Origin of the sequence: Cucumibacter marinus DSM 18995, from assembly GCF_000429865.1 — a bacterium.
Classification (GTDB): Bacteria; Pseudomonadota; Alphaproteobacteria; order Rhizobiales; family Devosiaceae; genus Cucumibacter; species Cucumibacter marinus.
The window spans coordinates 1-19951 of record NZ_AUCR01000002.1 but is presented as its reverse complement, the minus strand read 5'-3'; the positions used below and the strand labels follow the sequence as shown (position 1 = coordinate 19951).

Here is a 19951-nt window from a genome sequence, read left to right as displayed (position 1 = left end):
GGGACGTTCGCCGCTGTTGTTTTGTCATGTGGCACCTGCGGTGCTAGCCTTGCCCGACGCGGTAAGGAGGACGCCCATGCCGAGTTTCGACAGCGAGAAGGCCGCGGAACTGCACCGCGAGCTTCACACCCACCTCCCCTCCGACCCGGCCTTGAGGGTCAAGACACTCGAGAGCTTGGCCGTCGAGCGCGGCCTGGTCTCGCCCGATGGGCTCGACGCTTGGATAGAAGCCTATTCAGAGCATGTAGGCCCGAAGCGCGGCGCACAGGTTGTCGCCCGTTCCTGGACCGATCCGGAATTCCGGCAGCGATTGCTCGCCGACGCCAGCCAAGCAATCAAGGAGTTCGGCTTCGAAGGATCGGCCACCGGACACCTGAAAGCGGTAGAGAATACCGAAACCGAGCACAATCTGATCGTGTGCACGCTATGCTCCTGCTACCCGTTCTCGATCCTCGGCCTGTCGCCGGCCTGGTACAAATCAGTCGAGTACCGCGCCCGCGCGGTACGTGAACCGCGCAAGGTCCTGGCCGAATTCGGTGTCGACCTGCCCGACAGCGTCGGCGTCCGCGTGTGGGACAGCACGGCGGAACTGCGCTACCTCGTCATACCGCAACGGCCCGCTGGCACCGAGGACTGGAACGAAGACCGCCTCGCCGCCATCGTTTCGCGCAATTCGATGATCGGCACCGATCGTGACCTCCGGGCGGAGGCAGGATGATGGACGGCATTCACGACCTGGGAGGCATGGAGGGCTTCGGTCCGATCCCGATCGAAGGCGGCGATGCGGATTTCGCCGACATCGAGGCGTGGGAACAACGCATGTGGGCACTCAACAGCCAGATGCAGGTCGACGGGGTCACCATCGACTGGTTCCGCCACGGCATCGAGCGCATGGTGCCCGCCGACTATCTGAGCTTTGCCTATTTCAATAAATGGTGCGCCAACTACCTAATGCTGCTGCTGGATAACGGTGTGATCTCGATGGAGGACGTCCGGCGCGGTACAACCGGCGACCGGTCCGCCCCCGCCCCCGCTCCGACCCTCGGCGACGTCCTCGCCACGGTGCGGAAATCGAACAGGAGCTTTGCGGTCGATCAGGAGCAGCCACCGGCATTCATGCCCGGCGAGCCGGTACGCACTCTCGCTCACATACGCAGCGATCACACCCGGCTCCCCCGCTATGCACGAGGCGTGGAAGGCACGATCCTCACCCATCACGGCAGCCATCTGCTGCCCGACGAAGGAGCGAAGGGCCGCCATGCGGGGACGCACCTCTATTCGGTCTGCTTCAAGGCGACGGACCTGTGGGGGAGCGATGCCAACCCGCGGGACACGGTCACCCTCGATCTGTGGGAGCCTTATCTTGTTCCGGCCTGAGGACCCTTTTGCACCGCCCGGCGGCGCCTTTGACGAACCGTGGCAGGCCCAGGCCCTGGCCATTGCGGACCTGATGGTGACCGGGGGCCATTTCTCAGCCTCGGAATGGTCTGAGACCCTCGGCGCCTGCCTGCGTGAGGCCGAGGCGGACGGGCAGCCGGACTCGCTCGAGACCTACTATGTTGCGGTGGTCACCGCCCTCGAACGATTGAGCGAGAACCGGACCGGCATTTCGGGTGATGAGCGCATGAAGCGGCGGGCGGAGTGGGAAGCTGCCTATCACCGCACGCCGCATGGCAAGCCGGTGCTGCTGCACCCCGATACCGAAGACTGACCCGATTGACCCCTCAGGCGCTGAACTGCAGCCGCGCAAGTTCGGCATAGCGCCCGTCGCGCTGGATCAGCGTTTCATGCTTGCCCTCGTCGATCAGGCGCCCGTTCTCAAGCACCAGAATACGGTCGGCATTGCGGATAGTCGCCAGGCGGTGGGCAATGACCAATGTCGTTCGCCCCTCCATGAGGTGTTCGAGCGCACTTTGCACCAGCCGCTCGCTCTCCGCATCGAGTGCGCTTGTCGCTTCGTCCAGCAGCAGGATCGGTGCATCTTTCAGCAGGGCCCGGGCAATTGCCACACGCTGCTTCTGTCCGCCCGACAACATGACCCCGCGTTCGCCCACAATGGACTCGTATCCGCTATCCAGATCCTGAACGAAATCATGCACCAGCGCGGCCTTGGCCGCCCGGACGACCTCCTCGTCGCTGGCCTCGGGCCGTCCGAAGCGGATATTCTGCATCACGGTGCCCGCGAACATCACCGAGTCCTGCTCGACATAGGCAAAACGCTTGCGCAGCTCGGCGGTATCCACCTGGCGGACATCAATGCCGTCCACCTCGATCGACCCGTCGGTCACATCGTAAAAGCGCTGCAAGAGCCCGAACACGGTCGACTTGCCGGCTCCCGAAGCCCCCACAAGGGCCACTGTCTCGCCGGGTGAGACTTCGAAATCGACATCCTTGAGCACCACGTCTTTGTCCCGGGTTTCATAGCCGAAACTCACATGGTTGAACTTCACAGAGCCAATCGCCGGCTCGGGCAGCGCAAGCGGTTCTGCCGGCGTGACGAGTTGCGGCTCGGTCTCCAGCAATTCGATGATGCGTTCGGTCGAACCGGCGAGCTGCTGCATTGTGCCGAAAATCTCCGACATCGAGGTCAGCGCGCCCGAGGCCATCACGGCGTAAATCAGGAACTGCAGGAGTTCGCCAACCGTGATCGACCCGGAGAGCACATTGGCTGCCCCGAACCAGATCAAAAAGACGAGCCCGGCCACACCGATAAAGGTGGTGATCGCAACGAGCCCGGCACGAAGCGCCAGCCGGTCGAGCTCGGCGCGGTACGAGTTCTCTGTCTGGGCCCCGTATTCCTCATATTCCTGCGGCTCGCGGGTGAACGCCTTGATGGTCTTGATCGCCATCAGCGTTTCGGTGGCTTGCGCAGACAGGTCGGCAACCCGGTCCCGCGTGCGGCGCGAAACCTTGCGAACGAACCGGCCGAGCCAGACAACGGGAATGACGATCGCCGGCACCACGATGAATGTCACCGTCCCCATCACCGGATTGGTGAGGAACATCATCACGAAGGCGCCGGCAAAGGTGACCCCCGACCTCAGGGCCAGCGACACGGTCGACCCCACGGCCCAGCGGATGGACGCGACGTCGCCATTGAGGCGCGAGGTCAGCTCCCCGACGCGATTGACGTCGAAGAATGCTGCATCGAGCTTCAACAGATGCTCATAGGTCGCCTGCCGGAGATCGGCCACCACGCGCTCGCCCAACGCGGAAATGAAATAGAACCGCGCGGCGCTCGTGACGGCCATCACGAACCCGATGAACACCAGCGCCCAGGCATAGGTCGAGATGGTCTCAATATTCTGGGAAATGAAGCCTTCATCGACGGCATTGCCGGCGATCGCGGGTATGGTCAGCGTGGCGATGACGGAAACCAGAAGGAACAGCACGGTGAGCCCGAGCCGCCAGGGGTAGCGCAGGATAAACGGCACCAGTCGCCGCAAGGGAGCAAGCGAGGTGACCGGCGCTTCGCGATCTGACAGTTCCAGCGACCGCGGCGACCGCCGCCCCTGCCGGAATGTTGCGCCCATACGTGCCATGAAAACCTTCGGGTGGGTGTGGTGCACCCGTAGATAGGCTTTCCGCTGCCGGCCCGCAACCGGATGTCGTGCAACGCATTGCGACTTGAGGTCTTGACGCTAGGTCTTGCACCGCCCCAAGCCTTCATGTATGAACCCGGCCAATTCACGAATTGCCGATGAACGGGCGCTTTGGCGCCCGCATTGTTGTAAAGGTCCGACGCGATGAAAAAGGATACCCATCCCGACTATCACATGATCAAGGTGGTCATGACCGACGGGACCGAATACCAGACCCGCTCCACCTGGGGCAGCGAAGGTGAAACCCTGCAGCTCGACATCGACCCCAAGACCCACCCGGCCTGGACCGGGGGTTCGGGGCACCTGGTCGACCGTGGCGGCCGCGTCTCGCGCTTCAAGGAAAAGTTCAAGGGCATTCTGGGCTCGTAAGTCGCCCGGAACTATAGACCCGAACACGACAAAGCCCGGCATCTGCCGGGCTTTTTCATTGCCTGCTGTGTGATCTGCGAGGGTCAGCCTTGACCGAACGCAGCCCTCAGCCTGTCGAGCTGGTTCGCCACCGCGTTCTCGCCGGTATTGGGCTCGGGAACCTCTGCACGATCCATGCGCTCGAGCTTGACGATGCGGTCATACATGGTGTCGCCGCGCGCGATCAGGTCGAGCATGGTCTCGGGCAACTGGGTCCAGTTGGCCGGGCGCTCGGCCGGCGGAGCGGGGCGGAACGTCACGCGGTGCTTTTCCGAGCGGGCCTGTTCCGGGGTCAATTCCCCTTCCTTCACCGCCCGCTGCAACAACAGCCAGCTCGCCAGCTGCATCAGCCTCGTGGTGAGGCGCATGCTCTCGGTGGCATAGACAACCGACACATCGCGATCGAGCTCGCGGCTCTCGGTGCGGCCATCGCCGTCGAGATAGGCGGCCACTTCTTCGACCAGGGCCATGCCTTCATTGTAGAGCCGGTCGAACCCTTCAGAAGCCACAAAGCGCCGTCCCAGCGACACCATGTCGGTTTGTCTGTCCTGTTCGCTCACGGATCCTCCGGCGCTTGAGTTCGCGGGATAATACTGATTTGCAACCCCGCCGTCACCAGCATGGCACACAGAACTGATGCAATATTTAACGCGCGCAGCAACCCGTTCACCCATAACGACTTTTTCGTTCGGGCAAGAAAAAAGAGCCGTCGAATAAACGGCTCTCAGAAGTTTACAGGGAGGCGTCAAACAGAGGGAGGAAACCGCTCTGAAAGATCCAGATCGCTCTGGATAAAAATCAATTTAAACTTGAATCGTTAACACGGTCTTAACGAGAGTCTCTTTTTTAACCTTACCCGTTTTCCCCATTCGGTACGCACCAGCGCAACCCCCGGTAATCGGGGGCTTTCGCTGTCCGCAGAGATCCGGCTTTTTTGCGGTCGCACCGGCATCCGCCGCCGCCGGTGGCGTTCATCATTCGAGCCGCAGCGGAAATGACCCGAAATGGGACCGCTATTGTCCTTGTCTAGATCTTGAACACGGCGTCCGCTGCGGCCCTGCTCGACCCACGCGATTCGATCGCCTGTTTCAGCCGCGCAATCTCGCCTTCCAGCAGAGCCACCCGCTCTGTCAATTCATCCACCGACATGTCATCAAGGACCATGCCCACCACATGGGCCGACGGCTTCTTGATCTCTTCCTCATCCATCGATTCACTCCTTGGTTGAGACGATTCTAGCGCCGCTGAACGCGCTGACAAACACCGAATGCCTGAGGAATGCCAATGCCTACCTCGCTCCCCGCCACCATGACCGTCATGGAAATCACCGAGCCTGGCGGCCCCGAAGTGCTCAAGCCTGCTCAACAGCCGCTTCCAGCGCCCGGCACCGGCGAAACGCTGATCAAGGTGCATGCGGCCGGTGTGAACCGGCCCGACCTCCTGCAACGGGCGGGCAGCTATCCACCACCTCCCGGGGCGTCCCCTCTGCCGGGACTCGAAATCGCCGGAGAGATTGCGGCTCTGGGAAATGACGTCACCGGTTGGGCAATCGGCGACAAGGTCGTCGCGCTGACCAATGGCGGTGGCTACGCAGAATACGCAACTGTGCCGGCCGGCCAGATTCTGCCTTTGCCTGAAGGCTACACCCTGGCCGAAGGCGCGGCCCTGCCCGAGACATTGTTCACCGTGCAGCAGACCCTCATCGACCGTGCCGGACTGCGCAAGGGCCAGACGGTTCTCATCCATGGCGGCGCTGGCGGTATCGGCGGTGCAGCCATCGCGCTGAGCCGCCTGAAAGGAGCCATACCTTTTGTGACGGTTTCGACGGCGGACAAGGCGGATTATGCCCGCTCGATTGGTGCAGAAGGCGCGATCAACTATCGCGATGAAGATTTCGTCGAGCGGATCAAGGATATGACCGATGGCAAAGGTCCGGACGTGATCCTCGACATCATCGGTGGTGAATATGCCGGCCGCAATCTGATGGCACTGGCCGAAGATGGCACCATCATCCAGTTCGCCGCACTCACCGGCAAATCGGACAATGTTCACCCCGGCCTTCTGGTGCGCAAGCGCGCCACCTGGTTCGGCTCGACCCTCAGGGCACAGCCTGACAAGGTGAAGGCCGCCATCGCCGACCATTTGCGCGCCGAGGTCTGGCCGGCCCTCGAACAGGGAAAGTTGCCGAAACCGGAAATCCGCAGCTTCCCGCTGACCGAGGCGGCCGCGGCCCATCAGGCAATGGATGCCCCCGGCCATGCGGGCAAGATCGTGCTGCTTGTGGCTGACGGCACCTGATCGGCCGGATTTGAGGCAAAGACGATTGCATCGCGGCGCCGCCCGGACTATATGGGGGCATTCCCTGACATCATCATTCGCAGGGGGTGCGAGCCAGAAGCGGCGCGCACCGGCAAGGAGGCTATATATGGCGACCACACTTTTGATGCCCAAGGCAACCGCGGTTTGGCTGGTGGACAATACCGGTCTGACGTTCGATCAGATTGCCTCGTTCTGCGCACTGCATCCGCTTGAGGTGCAGGGCATTGCCGACGGCGACGTGGCGGCAGGCATCAAGGGGGTCAACCCGGTGCTGAACGGCCAACTCTCCCGCGAGGAAATCGAAAAAGCCGAAGCCGATTCGAATTACCGCATGAAACTGCGTGAATCGACGGTCCGCGTGCCCGCCGCCAAGCGCAAGGGTCCGCGTTACACCCCGGTGTCAAAGCGCCAGGAAAAGCCCAATGCGATCCTGTGGCTGGTGCGCAGCCATCCCGAGCTCAAGGACGCGCAGATCATGCGCCTGGTCGGCACGACCAAGCCGACAATTGAATCAGTGCGCGAACGCAGCCACTGGAACGCGGCCAATCAGACCCCGATGGACCCGGTGACCCTTGGCCTTTGCACCCAGATCGAACTCGATATGGAAGTGCGCAAGGCCGCAAAGGACCTGCCGCCTTCCGAAGAGACCGAGCCCCGCGCCGGCCTGTTGAGTGCTGAAGAAGCGCTGTCGCGCGCCGAACAGCACCGCATCGCCGCCGAGGCCATGGTCGAAGGCTTCGAACCGAGCCAGCCCGCGCCGGCCGAAGACGACGAATTCGATGCTGAATCCGTGTTTGCCAATCTCAAATCGCTGAAGTCCGACGACAGCGAAGAAGACGAAGACGACGGCAAGAGCGGGCAGTAACGCCACGCCGACAAGCCTGTGGAGGATGGGCGAATGAACGAACCGGTTCTGTTCGTGCTTGCCCATCCCGACCTGTTTGCCTCGCGCGCCAACAAGCGCATGGCCGAGATCGCCGCCGCCACCGACGGTGTCCGGGTCTACGATCTTTACGCCGAGTTTCCCGACATGTTCGTGCATGGCGCCGACGCCCGCTCAGCGTTTGACGGTGTCGAGGCGCTGGTCGTGCAGAACCCGCTCTACTGGTATGCGGGGCCGGGCCTTTTGAAGGAATGGTTCGATCGCACCTTCATCGCCGGTTGGGCTTATGGACGCGGCGGCAAGGCCCTCAAGGGCAAACGCTACCTGGCCTCGGTCACGACCGGCTCTGCGGCGGAGGCCTATCGCGTCGGCGGCCGGCACGGAAACCCGGTCGAGGACTACCTCAAGCCCTACCGCCAGATCGCGGAATTTTGCCAGATGCGCTGGCAGGACCCGCTTGTCCTGCATCATGCCCGCTCGATCAGCGATGATGAGCTGGATCAGCACGCTCAATTGCTGAAACAGCGCCTTGAAACGCTCGCAGCGGGCAGCGCCAACAGCTAGGTTGCAGAGATGGAACACAACATCCTGCTCGCAGCCTTCATCTTTCTCGCCGCCGCAGTGGCCGTGGTGCCCTTCGCCAAGGTCACCGGGCTCGGCGCGGTACTCGGCTATCTGATTGCCGGCGTGGCCATCGGCCCCTATGGCCTGCGCTTTGTCACCGATCCCGAGACAATCCTGCATTTCTCCGAGTTCGGCGTCGTCATGATGCTGTTCATTATCGGGCTCGAATTGCAGCCGCGCGAACTCTGGCGATTGCGGGACAAGCTGATCGGCATGGGGCTGACCCAGGTCGTTTTTACAGCAGTCCTGTTCGGCGCGGTGGCCTGGCTGGTCGGTACTCCATGGCAGTCGGCCATTGTCATCGGCCTCGCCCTGGCCCTGTCCTCGACGGCCATCGTGCTGCAGATCATGGGCGAGCGCGGCATGATGACCAGCGACACCGGGCGCTCGGGCTTCTCGGTGCTGCTGCTGCAGGACATCGCCATCATCCCGATCCTCGCGATTATTCCCCTGCTTGTCTTGCCCCACCTCGCGCCGGCTGCCGCCGACGCCGCCAGCCATGCCGGCGAAGTGGCCGCCGAACCCGATGCCTGGCTTGCCTTGAGAATCGTGCTCGTGTTTGGCGGCATGTGGCTCGCGGGGCGTTTCCTGCTTCGCCCGGTCATGCGCTTTATCGCCAGGAGCGGGGTTCGCGAGATCTTCACTGCCCTCGCGCTGTTCCTGGTTGTCGGCGCGGCCTTGTTGATGGAGTGGCTCGGCCTCTCCGCGGCCCTTGGGGCATTCATGGTCGGGATGATGTTGGCCAACTCCGAATACCGGCATGAGCTCGAGACCGACATCGACCCCTTCAAGGGCCTGTTGCTCGGCTTGTTTTTCATCTCGGTTGGCATGTCGATCGAATTCGCTGTCCTCGCCGATGGTCCGGTGACGATCCTTGTCATGGTGCTGGCGCTGATTGCCATCAAGATGGCCGTGCTCTACGTCATCGCCCGCAGCTTCAAGCTCGACACCGCAGAGGCCCTGCTGTTCGCCATATTGCTCGCGCAGGGCGGCGAATTCGCCTTCGTGCTCCTGCAGTTCGCCCTCGGTGCCGGTGCGCTCGAGCAGGAACTCGCGGACCGGTTGAATGTCACTGTCGCTCTTTCAATGGCCATCACACCGCTGATGCTGCTCGCCTTCGACCGGCTGATCGCCCCGCGCCTGGTGCCACGGACGCCCGAACCCGGCATTCCCGATATGGGCGACACGCGGCAGAAAGTGCTGGTGCTCGGCTACGGCCGCTTCGGTCAGATCTCCACACGTCTCTTGCAGGCTCAGGGGTTTGAAACCACTCTGATCGACCACGATCCCGGGCAGATCGAGCTGGTGCAGCGCTTCGGCTTCAAGGTCTTTTATGGCGACGCGGGCCGGCTGGACCTGTTGCGCGCCGCTGGCGCCGGCGAAGCGCAACTTGTGCTCGTCTCGCTTGGGAACAAGCAAAAGATCACCGAAATCTGCCGCATGCTGAAGGATCATTTCCCGCACACCCCGGTACTCGCACGGGCCGTCGACCGTGGACACGCCTTCGAATTGATGGAAATCGGGGTCGAATTCGAGCGTGAATCCTTCCTCTCATCCCTGCATATGGGCACGCGAGCGTTGGTCGCGCTCGGCTATGAGCCGCATCGGGCGGCGCGCCTGACCAAGGCATTCGAGCGCCACGACATGGAGATGCTGGAGGAAAGCTACAAGCTGCGCGGCGATGAGGAGGCCTTCACGCACTACATTCGCCAGTCCCGCGACATGCTCTATGCGGTCATGCAATCCGACCGTGAGCACATCGACCAGAACCCGGGCAATGCGGCCTGGACGACCGAAGAAGAAGATTCCGAAGCCGAAGCCCGGGCACGGAGCGACTGACCGGCATGGAAAACATTCTCCCGGCCGAGCCGCTGGTTCTGCTGCTCGCTGCCCTCGCGGTCTTTATAGTGGCCCTGTCGAAATCGGGGCTCGTCGCTGCATTCGGCATGATCGGCGTGCCTTTGCTGACCCTGGCCATGCCCGCCCGCCAGGCCGCCGGCATCATGCTGCCCCTCCTCATCCTGATGGATGTTATTGGCCTGTTGGCTTATCGCCGGCAGGTCAACTGGCCCAATATCCGCCTTCTATTGCCCCCGGCCCTTCTCGGCATCGGCATTGGCTGGCTGCTCTGGGCGGTGACCTCGGAGAGCGCTGTGCGGCTGATGATCGGCATCATCACTCTCGCCTTCCTCGCCGACTCGCTCCTGCCTTTGCGCAAGTCCATGCCCGGACGCGGCGCGAAGGGACCGCTCAGCTGGCTTTGGGGCTGGTTCTGGGGTGGTCTGGCCGGTTTCACCAGCTTCGTCAGCCACACCGGCGGGCCGCCCTTCCAGATCTATGTCTTGCCGCAACGGCTGCCGCCCGCGGTTTTTGCCGGCACCAGCGTCGTCTTCTTCTCGGTGGTGAACGCGGTAAAGCTGATACCCTATGCGGCCCTGGGCCAACTCTCCTTCACCAATCTCAGCTTCGCACTGTTCATGGCGCCGGTGGCCCTTGTTGGCATGCTGGTGGGGATTTATCTGGTTCGCCGGATTGAACAGTCCCTGTTCTACCGTATCGCCTACACGTTGATGGCGGTCCTGGGGGTCAAACTGATCTGGGATGGCATTACGGGGATGATTTGAGCCCGCATGATCTGACCCGGCCCGATTCGTCCGGTTCAACGCACGAAAAAGGCCGCAGCATCAGCCACGGCCAATCAATCGAGATCAATCCCTGTGCCCGCACCCCGAATGCGCATGCACTCGTGCCGCGGTCACTATCCGGTTTGGCTTCAAGGCCGGTTCGGATCAGTGCTGGGTGTTATCGCGCTGAAGACGCGCGATTTCGTCCTTGATTTCCAGCTTCTTGCGTTTGAGGGAATTAATCTTGAGCACGTCACGGCTCGCATGTTGCATCTCTCGGTCAATCTGATGCTCGAGGGTCTCATGCCGGCGCTCCAGCGCAGCGAGATGTGTTACGGCGCTCATTCGCAACTCCCTTTCCAACAATGTTGACCCGTGGATGGTGTCAAATAACTGTCATCTTGTCCAATCTCAAACCGGGTGATTTCACCGCTTGTGGGAAATGATTTGCTAACGGCCGCCGGCGCTGAAGGCGGCCCGTATTCACCCTTGCTGGACAGGTCCCTCTGGCTCAACGTAAATTCGGGTCGGGCAAAGCCGCCAGCCCCGCTGGCCGGCGATTCGCGGGAACCGGAAATGATGCGCCATTGCTACCGCTGAGCAAGGAACAGGAGGCCAAGCTGGGTCTCGAACTGGCCTCCAAGAGGCAGGAACACGCCGACCTCGACGCGGCCATTCACACGCTTGTGTCCGCCGGCAATGCCGACCAGATGCTCATTCAGCGTCTCAAGAAGCGCAAGCTCGCTCTCAAGGACCGGATTGTCGAGCTGGAGCAAATTTTGCTCCCTGACATTATCGCCTGATCGCCAGCCTGTTGATCTGACCCGGATTTTCGCCTAAACGCCCTTTTTGCGCAGCCTGGGGGTTCACAACCGTGTTCACGTCTCCACCCGTCGCTATCGTTATGGGGTCCCAGTCCGACTGGCCGACCATGCGCCATGCCGCCGAAACTCTCGATGAACTCAAGATCGAGTATGAGGCGCGGATCGTCTCCGCCCATCGCACGCCCGACCGCATGTATGATTTCGCCACCAATGCCCGCACAGATGGGTTTCGCGTCATCATCGCGGGCGCCGGCGGCGCCGCCCACCTTCCGGGCATGGTCGCCTCGATGACAACCCTGCCAGTGCTTGGCGTACCGGTGCAGTCCAAGGCGCTGAGCGGCCTCGACAGTCTCTATTCCATCGTGCAGATGCCTGCGGGCGTGCCGGTCGGTACCCTGGCTATCGGCCGCGCCGGTGCCATCAATGCCGCGTTGCTGGCCGCCTCGATCCTGTCGACAGGCAATGAAGAGATCGCCGAGGCGCTCGCCGAGTTCCGCCAGCGGCATACCGACAGCGTGCCAGAATATCCGGTGGACGATGTCTGATCCGCTTCTTCCCGGCGCCACCATCGGCATTCTGGGTGGCGGCCAGCTTGGCCGCATGCTGGCGCTGTACGGGCACCGGCTCGGCCTCAATGCCCACATCTATTGCCCCGACCCGCAAAGCCCGGCCTTTGCCGTTACCCCGCACACGTCCGTCGCGGCCTATGATGATGAAGCCGCGCTCGAGGCTTTTGCGAAAAGCGTCGACGTCGTCACCTACGAGTTCGAGAACGTGCCGGTCGAAACCGCTGCCATCATCGAACGGCATTGCCCGGTCCGGCCGGGGCCGATGGCGCTCGAAACTGCCCAGGATCGACTGACCGAGAAAAACTTCCTGTCGAATCTCGGCATTCCGGTGGCACCCTTTGCCACCGTCGACAATGCCGCCGATCTTGAAAGGGCGCTCGAGACCATTGGCGCACCCGCGGTCCTCAAGACACGCCGGCTTGGCTATGACGGCAAGGGTCAGGCCATGATCCGCAGCCGAGATGATGCCGCCGAAGCCCTGAAAGCGATGAAAGGGGCGCCCGCGATTCTGGAGGGATTCATTGCGTTTGATCGCGAGATTTCAGTGATCGCCGCGCGCGGCGCCGACGGCAGCATGGCCGCCTATGATCCGGCTGAGAATGTGCATCGCGACCATATCCTCAACACCAGCACCGTCCCCGCCCGCATCAGTGAAGAAATGTCCGACACGGCCATCGCCATGGCCGGCATGATCCTCGAGGACCTCGATTATGTCGGCGTGATCGGCGTCGAGTACTTTGCATCGGACGATGGCGGGCTGATCGTCAACGAGATCGCGCCGCGCGTGCACAATTCCGGCCACTGGACAGAGGCCGGGTGCCTGGTATCGCAGTTCGAGCAACATATGCGGGCCGTTGCCGGCTGGCCGCTCGGCACGACGCGCCGCCACGCGAATGTCGAAATGTCCAATCTGATCGGCGACGAGATCGAACGCGTGACGGGCGAGACCGCTGCCGACGCCCAGGTGCATCACTACGGCAAGGCCGAGGCCCGGCCCGGCCGCAAGATGGGACATATCAACCGCATTACCGGTCCGGCCGGATAAAACTTAACTCACCGCCGGCGCTGGACATTGCGCCCCTGATTTGCTATGTCCGCCGCCACGGAGACCGGTTTTTCCGGTCGGCGTTAGCGCATTATTTGCGGCAAGCGCCGGATTTCCAATCAGATTCGCTTTTGAAAGGGCAGTGTGACGCGTGCAAGTCGTCGTTCGTGATAACAATGTTGATCAGGCGCTCCGGGCGCTGAAAAAGAAAATGCAGCGTGAAGGCATCTTCCGCGAGATGAAGCTGCGCAATTATTACGAAAAGCCCTCCGAGAAGAAGGCGCGCCAGAAGGCCGAGGCCGTGCGCCGCGCCCGCAAGCTGGCACGCAAGCGCGCCCAGCGCGAAGGCCTTGTTGCCGGCCGCCGTTAATCTGCATTTGGCATCGTTGATATTCAAAGCCGTCCGGCTCTGCCGGGCGGCTTTGTTTTTGGGCTGCGCAACCTTTTGCGCCTCCCAGCCGTTAACCTGACAGCGCTGGCGCGGGGACGACAGGCCGGCTAACTTTCAACGCATTCGCCTGTACAAATCGCCTCGCACTCGATTCGTCCCGTTGCGCCGCGGACGACCCGTTTCGACGTTTTTTTGGGAGACATTTCGATGAAGAAGTTTCTGGCCGCCGGTCTTACCGCAACCGGTCTTGCACTCGGCACCATGATGAGCGCTGTCGCACCCGCCGCCGCGCAGGAGAACCGCGTGGAAGTCGGCGTCCTCGAATGCGAAGTCGAAGGCGGCGTCGGTCTCCTGATCGGCTCGCGCAAGGAAATGCGCTGCGAATTCGACCCCGCCGATGGCGTGGTCGGCTCGACCGAGGTCTATTTCGGTGAAATCCGCAAGCTTGGCCTCGACATCGGGGTGACCAAGAGGACCGTTATTGCTTGGCTGGTCTTCGCCCCGACCAAATCGGCCTATGCCGAGGGCTCGCTGGCCGGCGACTATGTCGGCGTGTCCGGTGAAGCCAGCTTCGGCGTGGGCCTTGGCGCCAACGCACTGATCGGGGGTTCGCGTGAAAGCTTCGCGCTGCAACCCTTCTCGGTACAGGCCCAGACCGGCCTGAACCTGGCCGTCGGCGTATCGCGCCTGATTCTGCGCTCTGCCGACCGCTAAGCCGCCACGGCAATATTGATTACGAAAAAGGGGCGCCCGGCGCCCCTTTTTTAGTTTCGGATCAGGCCGGATGCGGTTCCGGTTGCAGCGCCGCCTGCACGGCTTGTGAAAACACGCCCTCAGGCTGGCAGCCTGACAGCGAAAAGCGCCCATTGAACACAAAGAACGGCACGCCGGTGATCCCCTGGCCGGCAATCGCCCGGGCATGTTCATGACTTGCCGCGATCTGCTCAGGATCTTCGAGTGCGCTGCGGATCGCCGTACCATCGAGGCCGTGCTTCTCGGCGATGCCGACCAGAAAGTCCGTATCGGTGAGATTGGCCGCTTCATGGAAATAGGCCGCGGCCAGATCCTTCTGGACTGCGTGCTGTTGATCGCCTTCTGCAAGCCGAACCAGCACATGCGCCTTCACCGTCGGCCAGACATGCGGCTGACGCTCGATCTTGAGGTCAATGCCGGTTTTCTCGGCCTCGCCTTCGACACGCGCCCACATTTCTGCGGGATCGCCTCCGTATTTCTCGGACAGCTTTTCCCTCAGATCCACGCCCTGTTCATCGAGTTCGGGATCGAGCAGGAAGGGGTGGTGCCGGACATGCACCGGCGTCCCTTCAGGAACCTGTGCAAGCGCCTTGTCGAGACGGGCAACACCCACGAGGCACCAGGGGCAAACAATATCAGTGATGACGTCGATGGTGAGCTCTTCGGCCACGCGACCTCCATAGGGGAATGAGTTTGGCGGAGCCTAACACCGGGACCGCCGCCACCCAACCCGCGTGCCAGCAAAGCATGGTTACTTCGTGGCGCCGCCTGCCAGCCAACCCGGATCGATGCCTTTCAAACGCTCATCTTCGCTCAGACCGATCGCCGCACGCAGTTTCTCGATATGAGGGTCGGTACCCGCGTCCCGGTCGTCGACTTCGGTCCAGTAATAGTTGTGCTTGAAGATATCCGGCGTGCCGTGCCCGCTGGGGATCGTGACCGGAATATCGGCTATCCCGGGTCCAAACCCCGATCGCCCGCTCACCGGCCCCGAAATCGGATCGCCCGAAAGGAATACGATCGGATGAAAGGGATGATAGATATTGGCCCAGCGCACGGTCGAGAACACTGCGCCGTGATGGCTGACCCGGTTCCCCGATCCCGCATCGACATAGAGCGCCTGTTGGCCCTGCGCATAGGGCCGGGCCGGTGCGGTAGGAAACATGCGTTCGGTCTTCATCAGATCGAACTCGTTGGCGCTTTCCGTCATCAGAAACTGCGCGCTCGCCAGCGGCGAGCCGAGCGTGACAAGATCCGAGACCTTCCAGCCATGCCGCGTACCAACGCCGCCCTTTCCAGGACCGGGCGGTTGACCGGAAAGGGCGCGGAAAGCCTGCCATTGCACAGCCCGGTAGTCGAGAACCGTCTGGGCCGACCAGCCGTCTTCGGGCTGCAGGGCAACGAAGTCGTCGACGGCCTGCAACGCGTCGAGCGCGGTTTGATTGGGCGGGTTATCCTTGGTGGGCCCCACCTCGCCCCACAGAATGTGCAACAGGTCATAGGCCAGCACGGTGCCCAGCGAATGCGCGACGATGACAATGCGCTCATATTGCGGGTCGGCATGCAGCGCCCTCAGCAGGTTGAGCCCGCGCGCCCGTACGGCCTGCCGGCTGGTCACGGTCTCGGTATGGGCACTCAGATAGCTTGCCGCATCCCCGAAATAAGGCAGGAGGAACCGCACCGCGAGATAGATCACCAGCGCCTCGGCGATCAGGGCAATCGCCACCAGGTCGTGGCGGAACATGGCGATCAGCGCGCCGAGGATGATGATATTGGGCATCCATTTCGGTAACCGGTGCATGAACGCGAACAGGCTGAACAGCTTGGCGAATAGCTGCAGCGCCACCATAAGCCCGATGATCAGCGCCGGCAGCGTGTTTTCCGGCTTGAAGATATCCCTCAGCCATTCGGTATGCACCACGGCTGGCAGCGACAAAATCACGAAGCCGGCGGAGACGACCGCGACGAAGGCGAGAATGCAGAACAGGGACCACGGCCATCTTACTGCGGCGGGCACGTCGACCGGATCGATCTGGATGAGGCGCCGTAGCCAGCGATAAAGATTCCGGAACGGCGTATCGCTCAAAAGATCCGCATAGTAGAGCTCGAAAAAATCGCTGCGCCAGCCATCGGCAGCGGTTGGCGTCGTGATACGCGCCAGTTCATAAAGACCTGTCTTGCGGTCTGGTACGACCCAAAAGGATTTCTGTTCTTCGGGCGGCAGGTCTTCGACCCCGCGGCGTGTCACCGCATCATTCCGGGTCCAAAGCGTCTCGACAAAGCCGCGTATGGTGCCCATGGGCCGTTGCTCACCCTGCCCGTGCACCACAACGATCGCCTGGCGGCGCGGCTTTCCGCCTTCTCCGCCACGCGCCCTGCCACCGGCATCACGCTTTGCGTTCTTGACCACACGCCCCTCCGTCCGTCCCCCTCGACAGGTCGGGCGCCAGCCTCCGTCATCCGAAAGCCGGTGTAAAGCGCAGCAGTCGGGATCAGACTAGCAATCGGGTTCGACAGCCATATGTCGGATCGCGGCATCCCCGTTTTCGAGCAGGCGGGTCAGCAGGGCCTCAACCTGCTCAAGCTGCTCCGCCGACATACCTTCGCACAGCACAGCGTTTACCCGCTGATGCAGGTCCGCGAGATGGTCGAGCGCCCGGCCCTGTTCGGTCAGGCGGACCTGGACCGAACGGGCATCCGTTTCGCTGGTGCATTTGTCGACCAGTCCCGCCTGTTCCATGCGGTCGATGAGCCGGGACATGCCGGCCTTCTTGGTGCGGACATAATTGGACAACGCGCCCACGCTCAGTCCATCGCGCCGCCAAAGCGCGCTCAGCACCAGCCATTGCGGAAAACTCAGATCGTGCGGCGCCAACAGATGTGCTGCGACCTGCCGGGACCGATGCGCCGCGAAATTGAGCAGCCGCCCGAGTGAATCCGGATAGGGCGGCAGTGTTTCGTCAGCCATGGTTGACTTTCGTTTACATGTAATCTAAAAATTGGTTTACACGTAATCTAACGTAATTCGGTCGGCGGGCCAAGGCCCAAAGGCCAGAGATTGAACGGTGTCCGTTGTGGGCACCCATCGGCTCCCCGGCCGGAGCCAGGAGGGTTTTCCTATGTCCAGACCAAGCCCACAGACTTATTCCAGAACCGTCAGCGCCCTGCACTGGGGCGCGGTCATCCTGCTGCTCATTGCCTTCGCGCTGGGCCTTGCCACGGCAAACACGACCGATACCGCCCTCAAATTCTCGCTCTTCAAGATCCATGCCGGTCTGGGCGTGTTGATCGCCCTCACCATGCTGGTGCGCGTCGTGATGATGATTGTCCATGCCCGTCCGGCTGCCGAGCCCGACTGGCCCGCATGGATGAACTGGTCGTCAAAGGCCGTCCACCTGGCCCTCATCGCCCTACCGCTTTTGCTGGTGCTCAGCGGCATGGGCATGTCCGCGCTTACCCCGCTGGGGCAAATGGCTCTGGGCGGCGATGTTTCGAGCTGGCCGGTCACGGACGACCTGCCGCCCCGGCTTGGACATTTCGGCATATCGCGCATCTTCGCCGCAGCCTTCGTTCTGCATGTGGCAGCGGCGCTGTATCACGAATTCTGGCGGCGCGATCGCGTGTTCGCCCGCATCTGGCCCTGGGGCAAAACCGCCTAGGTTCCAGCGATATTGACCATCCAGGTCGTGCCGAACCGGTCCTTGAGCATGCCGAACTGGTCGCCCCATGGCGCTGTGGCAAGCGGCATGATTGCCATGCCGCCTTCGCCCAGTTTTGACCAATAGCCCTTGAGCTCGGCTTCGTCTGCCTTTGCGCCACTCAGGGAGATCGAGATGTTCCCTTCTGTTGATGGCGCGGGGATGCCGGGCGGCGTATCCGATGCCATCAGCGTGAAACCCGAACCGGTCGTGAGCTGAGCATGCATAACCTTGTCGACCTCTGCAGGATCATCGGACATGCCGTTTTCTCCGAACGTGCTGACCGTCAGCTCGCCACCGAAAACGGATGTGTAGAATTCAATGGCTGTTCGGGCGGTGCCATCAAAGTTGAGATAGGGATTGAGACGGCTCGTCATGGCGTCCTCCATTGGCTTCCCGAAGCCATTCAATCCCCAGCTTCAGGCCAAGACAATCAGAAAACACCACTCACCGGATCCGCCGATGAAAATGACAGTGATTTGCAAGTATTTTCAATAGGTTGATCCTGTTTGCGAGCGGTCCTATATTGCCTGGCAAGCCACTCGGAATCATGATCCATGTCCGCCACCCTGAAACTCGCCCTCGGCAGCATCGTCGTGGGACTTCTCGTCCTTGGCCTCAAGACCATCGCTGCCGCGCTCACCGGTTCGGTGGCGCTGTTCTCCGACGCGCTCGAAAGCGTGGTCAATGTGGCAACCGCCATTGCTGCGCTGATTGCGGTCCGCGTCTCGGCCCGGCCGGCCGATGCGACCCATCCATTTGGCCACCACAAGGCGGAATATTTTGCAGCCGTGGTCGAAGGCGCTCTGATCGTCTTGGCAGCCGGGCTGATCCTGAATGAAAGCGCGCGCAGCCTGCTGGATCCACGAACCATGGATCAACCTGTGACCGGGCTCGCCATCAACGCCGTCGCCGGCGTCATCAATGGTGTGTGGGCTTATGTGCTGCTGACAAGGGGCAAGCGGCTGCGGTCCCCGGCCCTGGTCGCCGACGGAAGGCACCTGCTCACCGACGTGATCACCTCGTTCGGGGTCATTGTCGGTCTGGTTCTCGCGGTCGCGACCGGTTGGACGATTCTTGATCCGATCTTCGCGGCCATTGTCGCGCTCAATATCCTGTGGTCGGGCTGGGCGGTGATCCAGAGCTCCATCAACGGTTTGATGGATGGCGCGGCTCCGGACGACGAACTCGATCTCATCCGCACTGCAATCCAGCAGGCGGGCGAAGGCGCGATCGAGGTCCACGATTTGCGCACACGGCGGGCGGGCACCGCCACTTTCGTGGAGTTTCACCTCGTCGTCCCGACCGAACTGACAGTAAAGGCCGCGCACGAGATCTGCGACCGCATCGAACACGCCATTGGCGAACGGATCGAACACGCCCGCGTCACCATTCACGTCGAGCCGGCACACAAATCCAAGCGCAGGCCAGCCCTTCGGCTTTCTAAGCGATGAACGGGCCCGTCTACCGCGCGGTCCCGAAAAACACCCAGACGGCGACGCCCACCAGCAACAGGGCAAAGACGATGCCGAGCCGGCGGCGCGCCTGAGCGGACGACAGGACCGGCTGGGCCGTGCCGGCGAGAACCACCACGCCGAAATGTACGCCCGTCGCAACCACCACATAAACAATCGAAAGAACCGTCGCTTCGGCAAGATAACGCGCCTCGACCGCGACGAAGCTCGGCATGACCGTCAGGTAGAACAGCAGTGCTTTGGGGTTGAGCAGATTGGTGATGAAACCGCGCAGGAAGTAGCGAAAACCTGTCGCCACATCGGGTGTCTCCTCGAGCGGCTTACGCGAGGTCAGATAGGCATCAAGCGCCAGCCACAGGAGATAGCCGATCCCCGCCCAGCGGAGTGTTTCGTAGATCCAGCTGTATTCGGTGATCAGTGCACCGAAACCGAAAAGCGCGATGGCGGCCAGAACCGACAGGCCTGAAGCAACACCTGCCACGGCATAAAGGCCCGGCAAGCGGCCACGATCCACGGACAGCAAGGCCAGATAGGCCATGTTTGGCCCCGGCGTCAGCTCGATGGCAAAGGCGGCAAGGGCAAAGGCGAGGATCAGGGTGGGGTCAGTCATTTCCCCACCCTGAACGCGTTTGGGTGCTTACTCTTCAAGCGATTTGACGATGTCTTCGGTCATTTTCTTGGCATCGCCGAACAGCATCATGGTGTTGTCGCGGAAGAACAGTTCGTTCTGCACCCC

26 protein-coding genes are annotated in these 19951 nt (G+C 62.0%); 16 read left to right on the top strand and 10 right to left on the bottom strand.

Annotated elements, in window-relative coordinates; genetic code table 11:
• Positions 1-76 precede the first annotated feature (76 nt).
• From nthA to G489_RS18895, 3 genes are read left to right on the top strand one after another with little or no spacing between them, the layout of a single operon-like run.
• Positions 77-718, top strand: a complete 642-nt coding sequence (gene nthA / locus G489_RS0103245; protein ID WP_029040305.1) for a nitrile hydratase subunit alpha — start codon at positions 77-79, stop codon at positions 716-718.
• Positions 715-1377: a nitrile hydratase subunit beta gene (nthB, locus tag G489_RS0103240; RefSeq protein ID WP_081691382.1), complete on the top strand. Its 663-nt coding sequence runs from the start codon at positions 715-717 to the stop codon at positions 1375-1377. The genes nthA and nthB overlap by 4 nt, the downstream gene beginning before the upstream one ends.
• Positions 1364-1711, top strand: coding sequence for a nitrile hydratase accessory protein (locus G489_RS18895; protein ID WP_051332270.1), 348 nt, complete (start codon positions 1364-1366; stop codon positions 1709-1711). Before nthB ends, G489_RS18895 begins: the two co-directional genes overlap by 14 nt.
• Positions 1712-1724: 13 nt before the next feature.
• Here G489_RS18895 and G489_RS0103230 read toward each other — a convergent pair whose 3' ends face one another.
• A complete protein-coding gene (locus tag G489_RS0103230; RefSeq protein WP_245578800.1) occupies positions 1725-3542 on the bottom strand; it encodes an ABC transporter ATP-binding protein in 1818 nt (605 codons plus the stop codon).
• A gap of 204 nt (positions 3543-3746) precedes the next feature.
• Here G489_RS0103230 and rpmE point away from each other — a divergent pair, with 204 nt between their 5' ends.
• The gene (gene rpmE / locus G489_RS0103225) at positions 3747-3971 is read left to right on the top strand and encodes a 50S ribosomal protein L31 (protein ID WP_029040302.1); all 225 of its coding nucleotides are present in this window, start codon (positions 3747-3749) and stop codon (positions 3969-3971) included.
• Between the two features lie 83 nt (positions 3972-4054).
• Here the strand turns inward: rpmE and rcdA are convergent, their stop codons facing one another.
• Together rcdA and G489_RS0103215 are read right to left on the bottom strand one after the other, a co-directional pair.
• Entirely contained in the window at positions 4055-4570 is a 516-nt protein-coding gene (gene rcdA, locus G489_RS0103220; RefSeq protein ID WP_029040301.1) for a protease adaptor protein RcdA, read from the bottom strand.
• 466 nt (positions 4571-5036) lie between these two features.
• Positions 5037-5219, bottom strand: coding sequence for a DUF1192 domain-containing protein (locus tag G489_RS0103215; RefSeq protein WP_029040300.1), 183 nt, complete (start codon positions 5217-5219; stop codon positions 5037-5039).
• A gap of 75 nt (positions 5220-5294) precedes the next feature.
• On the opposite strand from G489_RS0103215, the gene G489_RS0103210 reads away from it, so the two are divergent.
• From G489_RS0103210 to G489_RS0103190, 5 genes are all read left to right on the top strand, one after another.
• Positions 5295-6308: a zinc-binding dehydrogenase gene (locus tag G489_RS0103210; RefSeq protein ID WP_029040299.1), complete on the top strand. Its 1014-nt coding sequence runs from the start codon at positions 5295-5297 to the stop codon at positions 6306-6308.
• Positions 6309-6435: 127 nt separating this feature from the next.
• A complete protein-coding gene (locus tag G489_RS0103205; protein WP_029040298.1) occupies positions 6436-7194 on the top strand; it encodes a DUF1013 domain-containing protein in 759 nt (252 codons plus the stop codon).
• Positions 7195-7227: 33 nt separating this feature from the next.
• A complete protein-coding gene (locus tag G489_RS0103200; RefSeq protein WP_035871417.1) occupies positions 7228-7776 on the top strand; it encodes an NAD(P)H-dependent oxidoreductase in 549 nt (182 codons plus the stop codon).
• A gap of 9 nt (positions 7777-7785) precedes the next feature.
• The gene (locus G489_RS18890; protein ID WP_051332268.1) at positions 7786-9675 is read left to right on the top strand and encodes a monovalent cation:proton antiporter-2 (CPA2) family protein; all 1890 of its coding nucleotides are present in this window, start codon (positions 7786-7788) and stop codon (positions 9673-9675) included.
• A 5-nt stretch (positions 9676-9680) separates the two neighbouring features.
• The gene (locus tag G489_RS0103190; RefSeq protein WP_029040296.1) at positions 9681-10460 is read left to right on the top strand and encodes a sulfite exporter TauE/SafE family protein; all 780 of its coding nucleotides are present in this window, start codon (positions 9681-9683) and stop codon (positions 10458-10460) included.
• 165 nt (positions 10461-10625) lie between these two features.
• Here G489_RS0103190 and G489_RS0103185 read toward each other — a convergent pair whose 3' ends face one another.
• A complete protein-coding gene (locus tag G489_RS0103185; RefSeq protein WP_029040295.1) occupies positions 10626-10805 on the bottom strand; it encodes a YdcH family protein in 180 nt (59 codons plus the stop codon).
• 251 nt (positions 10806-11056) lie between these two features.
• On the opposite strand from G489_RS0103185, the gene G489_RS0103180 reads away from it, so the two are divergent.
• The 5 genes from G489_RS0103180 to G489_RS0103160 all read left to right on the top strand — a co-directional run bounded on the left by G489_RS0103180 (position 11057) and on the right by G489_RS0103160 (position 14003).
• A complete protein-coding gene (locus G489_RS0103180; protein ID WP_029040294.1) occupies positions 11057-11263 on the top strand; it encodes a YdcH family protein in 207 nt (68 codons plus the stop codon).
• 101 nt (positions 11264-11364) lie between these two features.
• A complete protein-coding gene (purE, locus tag G489_RS0103175; RefSeq protein ID WP_035871416.1) occupies positions 11365-11829 on the top strand; it encodes a 5-(carboxyamino)imidazole ribonucleotide mutase in 465 nt (154 codons plus the stop codon).
• Positions 11822-12898, top strand: coding sequence for a 5-(carboxyamino)imidazole ribonucleotide synthase (locus G489_RS0103170; protein WP_029040292.1), 1077 nt, complete (start codon positions 11822-11824; stop codon positions 12896-12898). The genes purE and G489_RS0103170 overlap by 8 nt, the downstream gene beginning before the upstream one ends.
• Positions 12899-13049: 151 nt before the next feature.
• A complete protein-coding gene (gene rpsU / locus G489_RS0103165) occupies positions 13050-13268 on the top strand; it encodes a 30S ribosomal protein S21 (protein WP_029040291.1) in 219 nt (72 codons plus the stop codon).
• 228 nt (positions 13269-13496) lie between these two features.
• The gene (locus G489_RS0103160) at positions 13497-14003 is read left to right on the top strand and encodes a DUF992 domain-containing protein (RefSeq protein ID WP_029040290.1); all 507 of its coding nucleotides are present in this window, start codon (positions 13497-13499) and stop codon (positions 14001-14003) included.
• A 61-nt stretch (positions 14004-14064) separates the two neighbouring features.
• Here the strand turns inward: G489_RS0103160 and G489_RS18885 are convergent, their stop codons facing one another.
• From G489_RS18885 to G489_RS0103145, 3 genes are all read right to left on the bottom strand, one after another.
• Positions 14065-14712 (bottom strand): DsbA family oxidoreductase, encoded by a 648-nt coding sequence (locus G489_RS18885; RefSeq protein ID WP_051332266.1) that lies wholly within the window; start codon positions 14710-14712, stop codon positions 14065-14067.
• Positions 14713-14793: 81 nt separating this feature from the next.
• Positions 14794-16452: a hypothetical protein gene (locus tag G489_RS0103150; protein ID WP_029040289.1), complete on the bottom strand. Its 1659-nt coding sequence runs from the start codon at positions 16450-16452 to the stop codon at positions 14794-14796.
• Between the two features lie 87 nt (positions 16453-16539).
• Complete coding sequence (locus G489_RS0103145; RefSeq protein ID WP_029040288.1) at positions 16540-17010, bottom strand: MarR family winged helix-turn-helix transcriptional regulator; 471 nt, start codon at positions 17008-17010, stop codon at positions 16540-16542.
• 151 nt (positions 17011-17161) lie between these two features.
• Between G489_RS0103145 and G489_RS0103140 the strand changes: the two genes are divergently transcribed.
• On the top strand, positions 17162-17701 hold the full coding sequence (locus tag G489_RS0103140; RefSeq protein ID WP_029040287.1) for a cytochrome b: 540 nt from the start codon (positions 17162-17164) through the stop codon (positions 17699-17701).
• Here the strand turns inward: G489_RS0103140 and G489_RS0103135 are convergent.
• A complete protein-coding gene (locus tag G489_RS0103135; RefSeq protein WP_029040286.1) occupies positions 17698-18117 on the bottom strand; it encodes a VOC family protein in 420 nt (139 codons plus the stop codon). The genes G489_RS0103140 and G489_RS0103135 overlap by 4 nt on opposite strands.
• 180 nt (positions 18118-18297) lie before the next feature.
• Here G489_RS0103135 and G489_RS0103130 point away from each other — a divergent pair, with 180 nt between their 5' ends.
• Entirely contained in the window at positions 18298-19194 is an 897-nt protein-coding gene (locus G489_RS0103130) for a cation diffusion facilitator family transporter (protein WP_029040285.1), read from the top strand.
• A 10-nt stretch (positions 19195-19204) separates the two neighbouring features.
• Here the strand turns inward: G489_RS0103130 and G489_RS0103125 are convergent, their stop codons facing one another.
• Both G489_RS0103125 and G489_RS22375 read right to left on the bottom strand, forming a co-directional pair.
• Positions 19205-19825, bottom strand: coding sequence for a LysE family translocator (locus G489_RS0103125; protein ID WP_029040284.1), 621 nt, complete (start codon positions 19823-19825; stop codon positions 19205-19207).
• A 27-nt stretch (positions 19826-19852) separates the two neighbouring features.
• Positions 19853-19951, bottom strand: a 99-nt coding sequence (locus G489_RS22375; RefSeq protein ID WP_155889301.1) for an NAD(P)(+) transhydrogenase (Re/Si-specific) subunit beta, incomplete at its 5' end; no start/stop codon positions are given.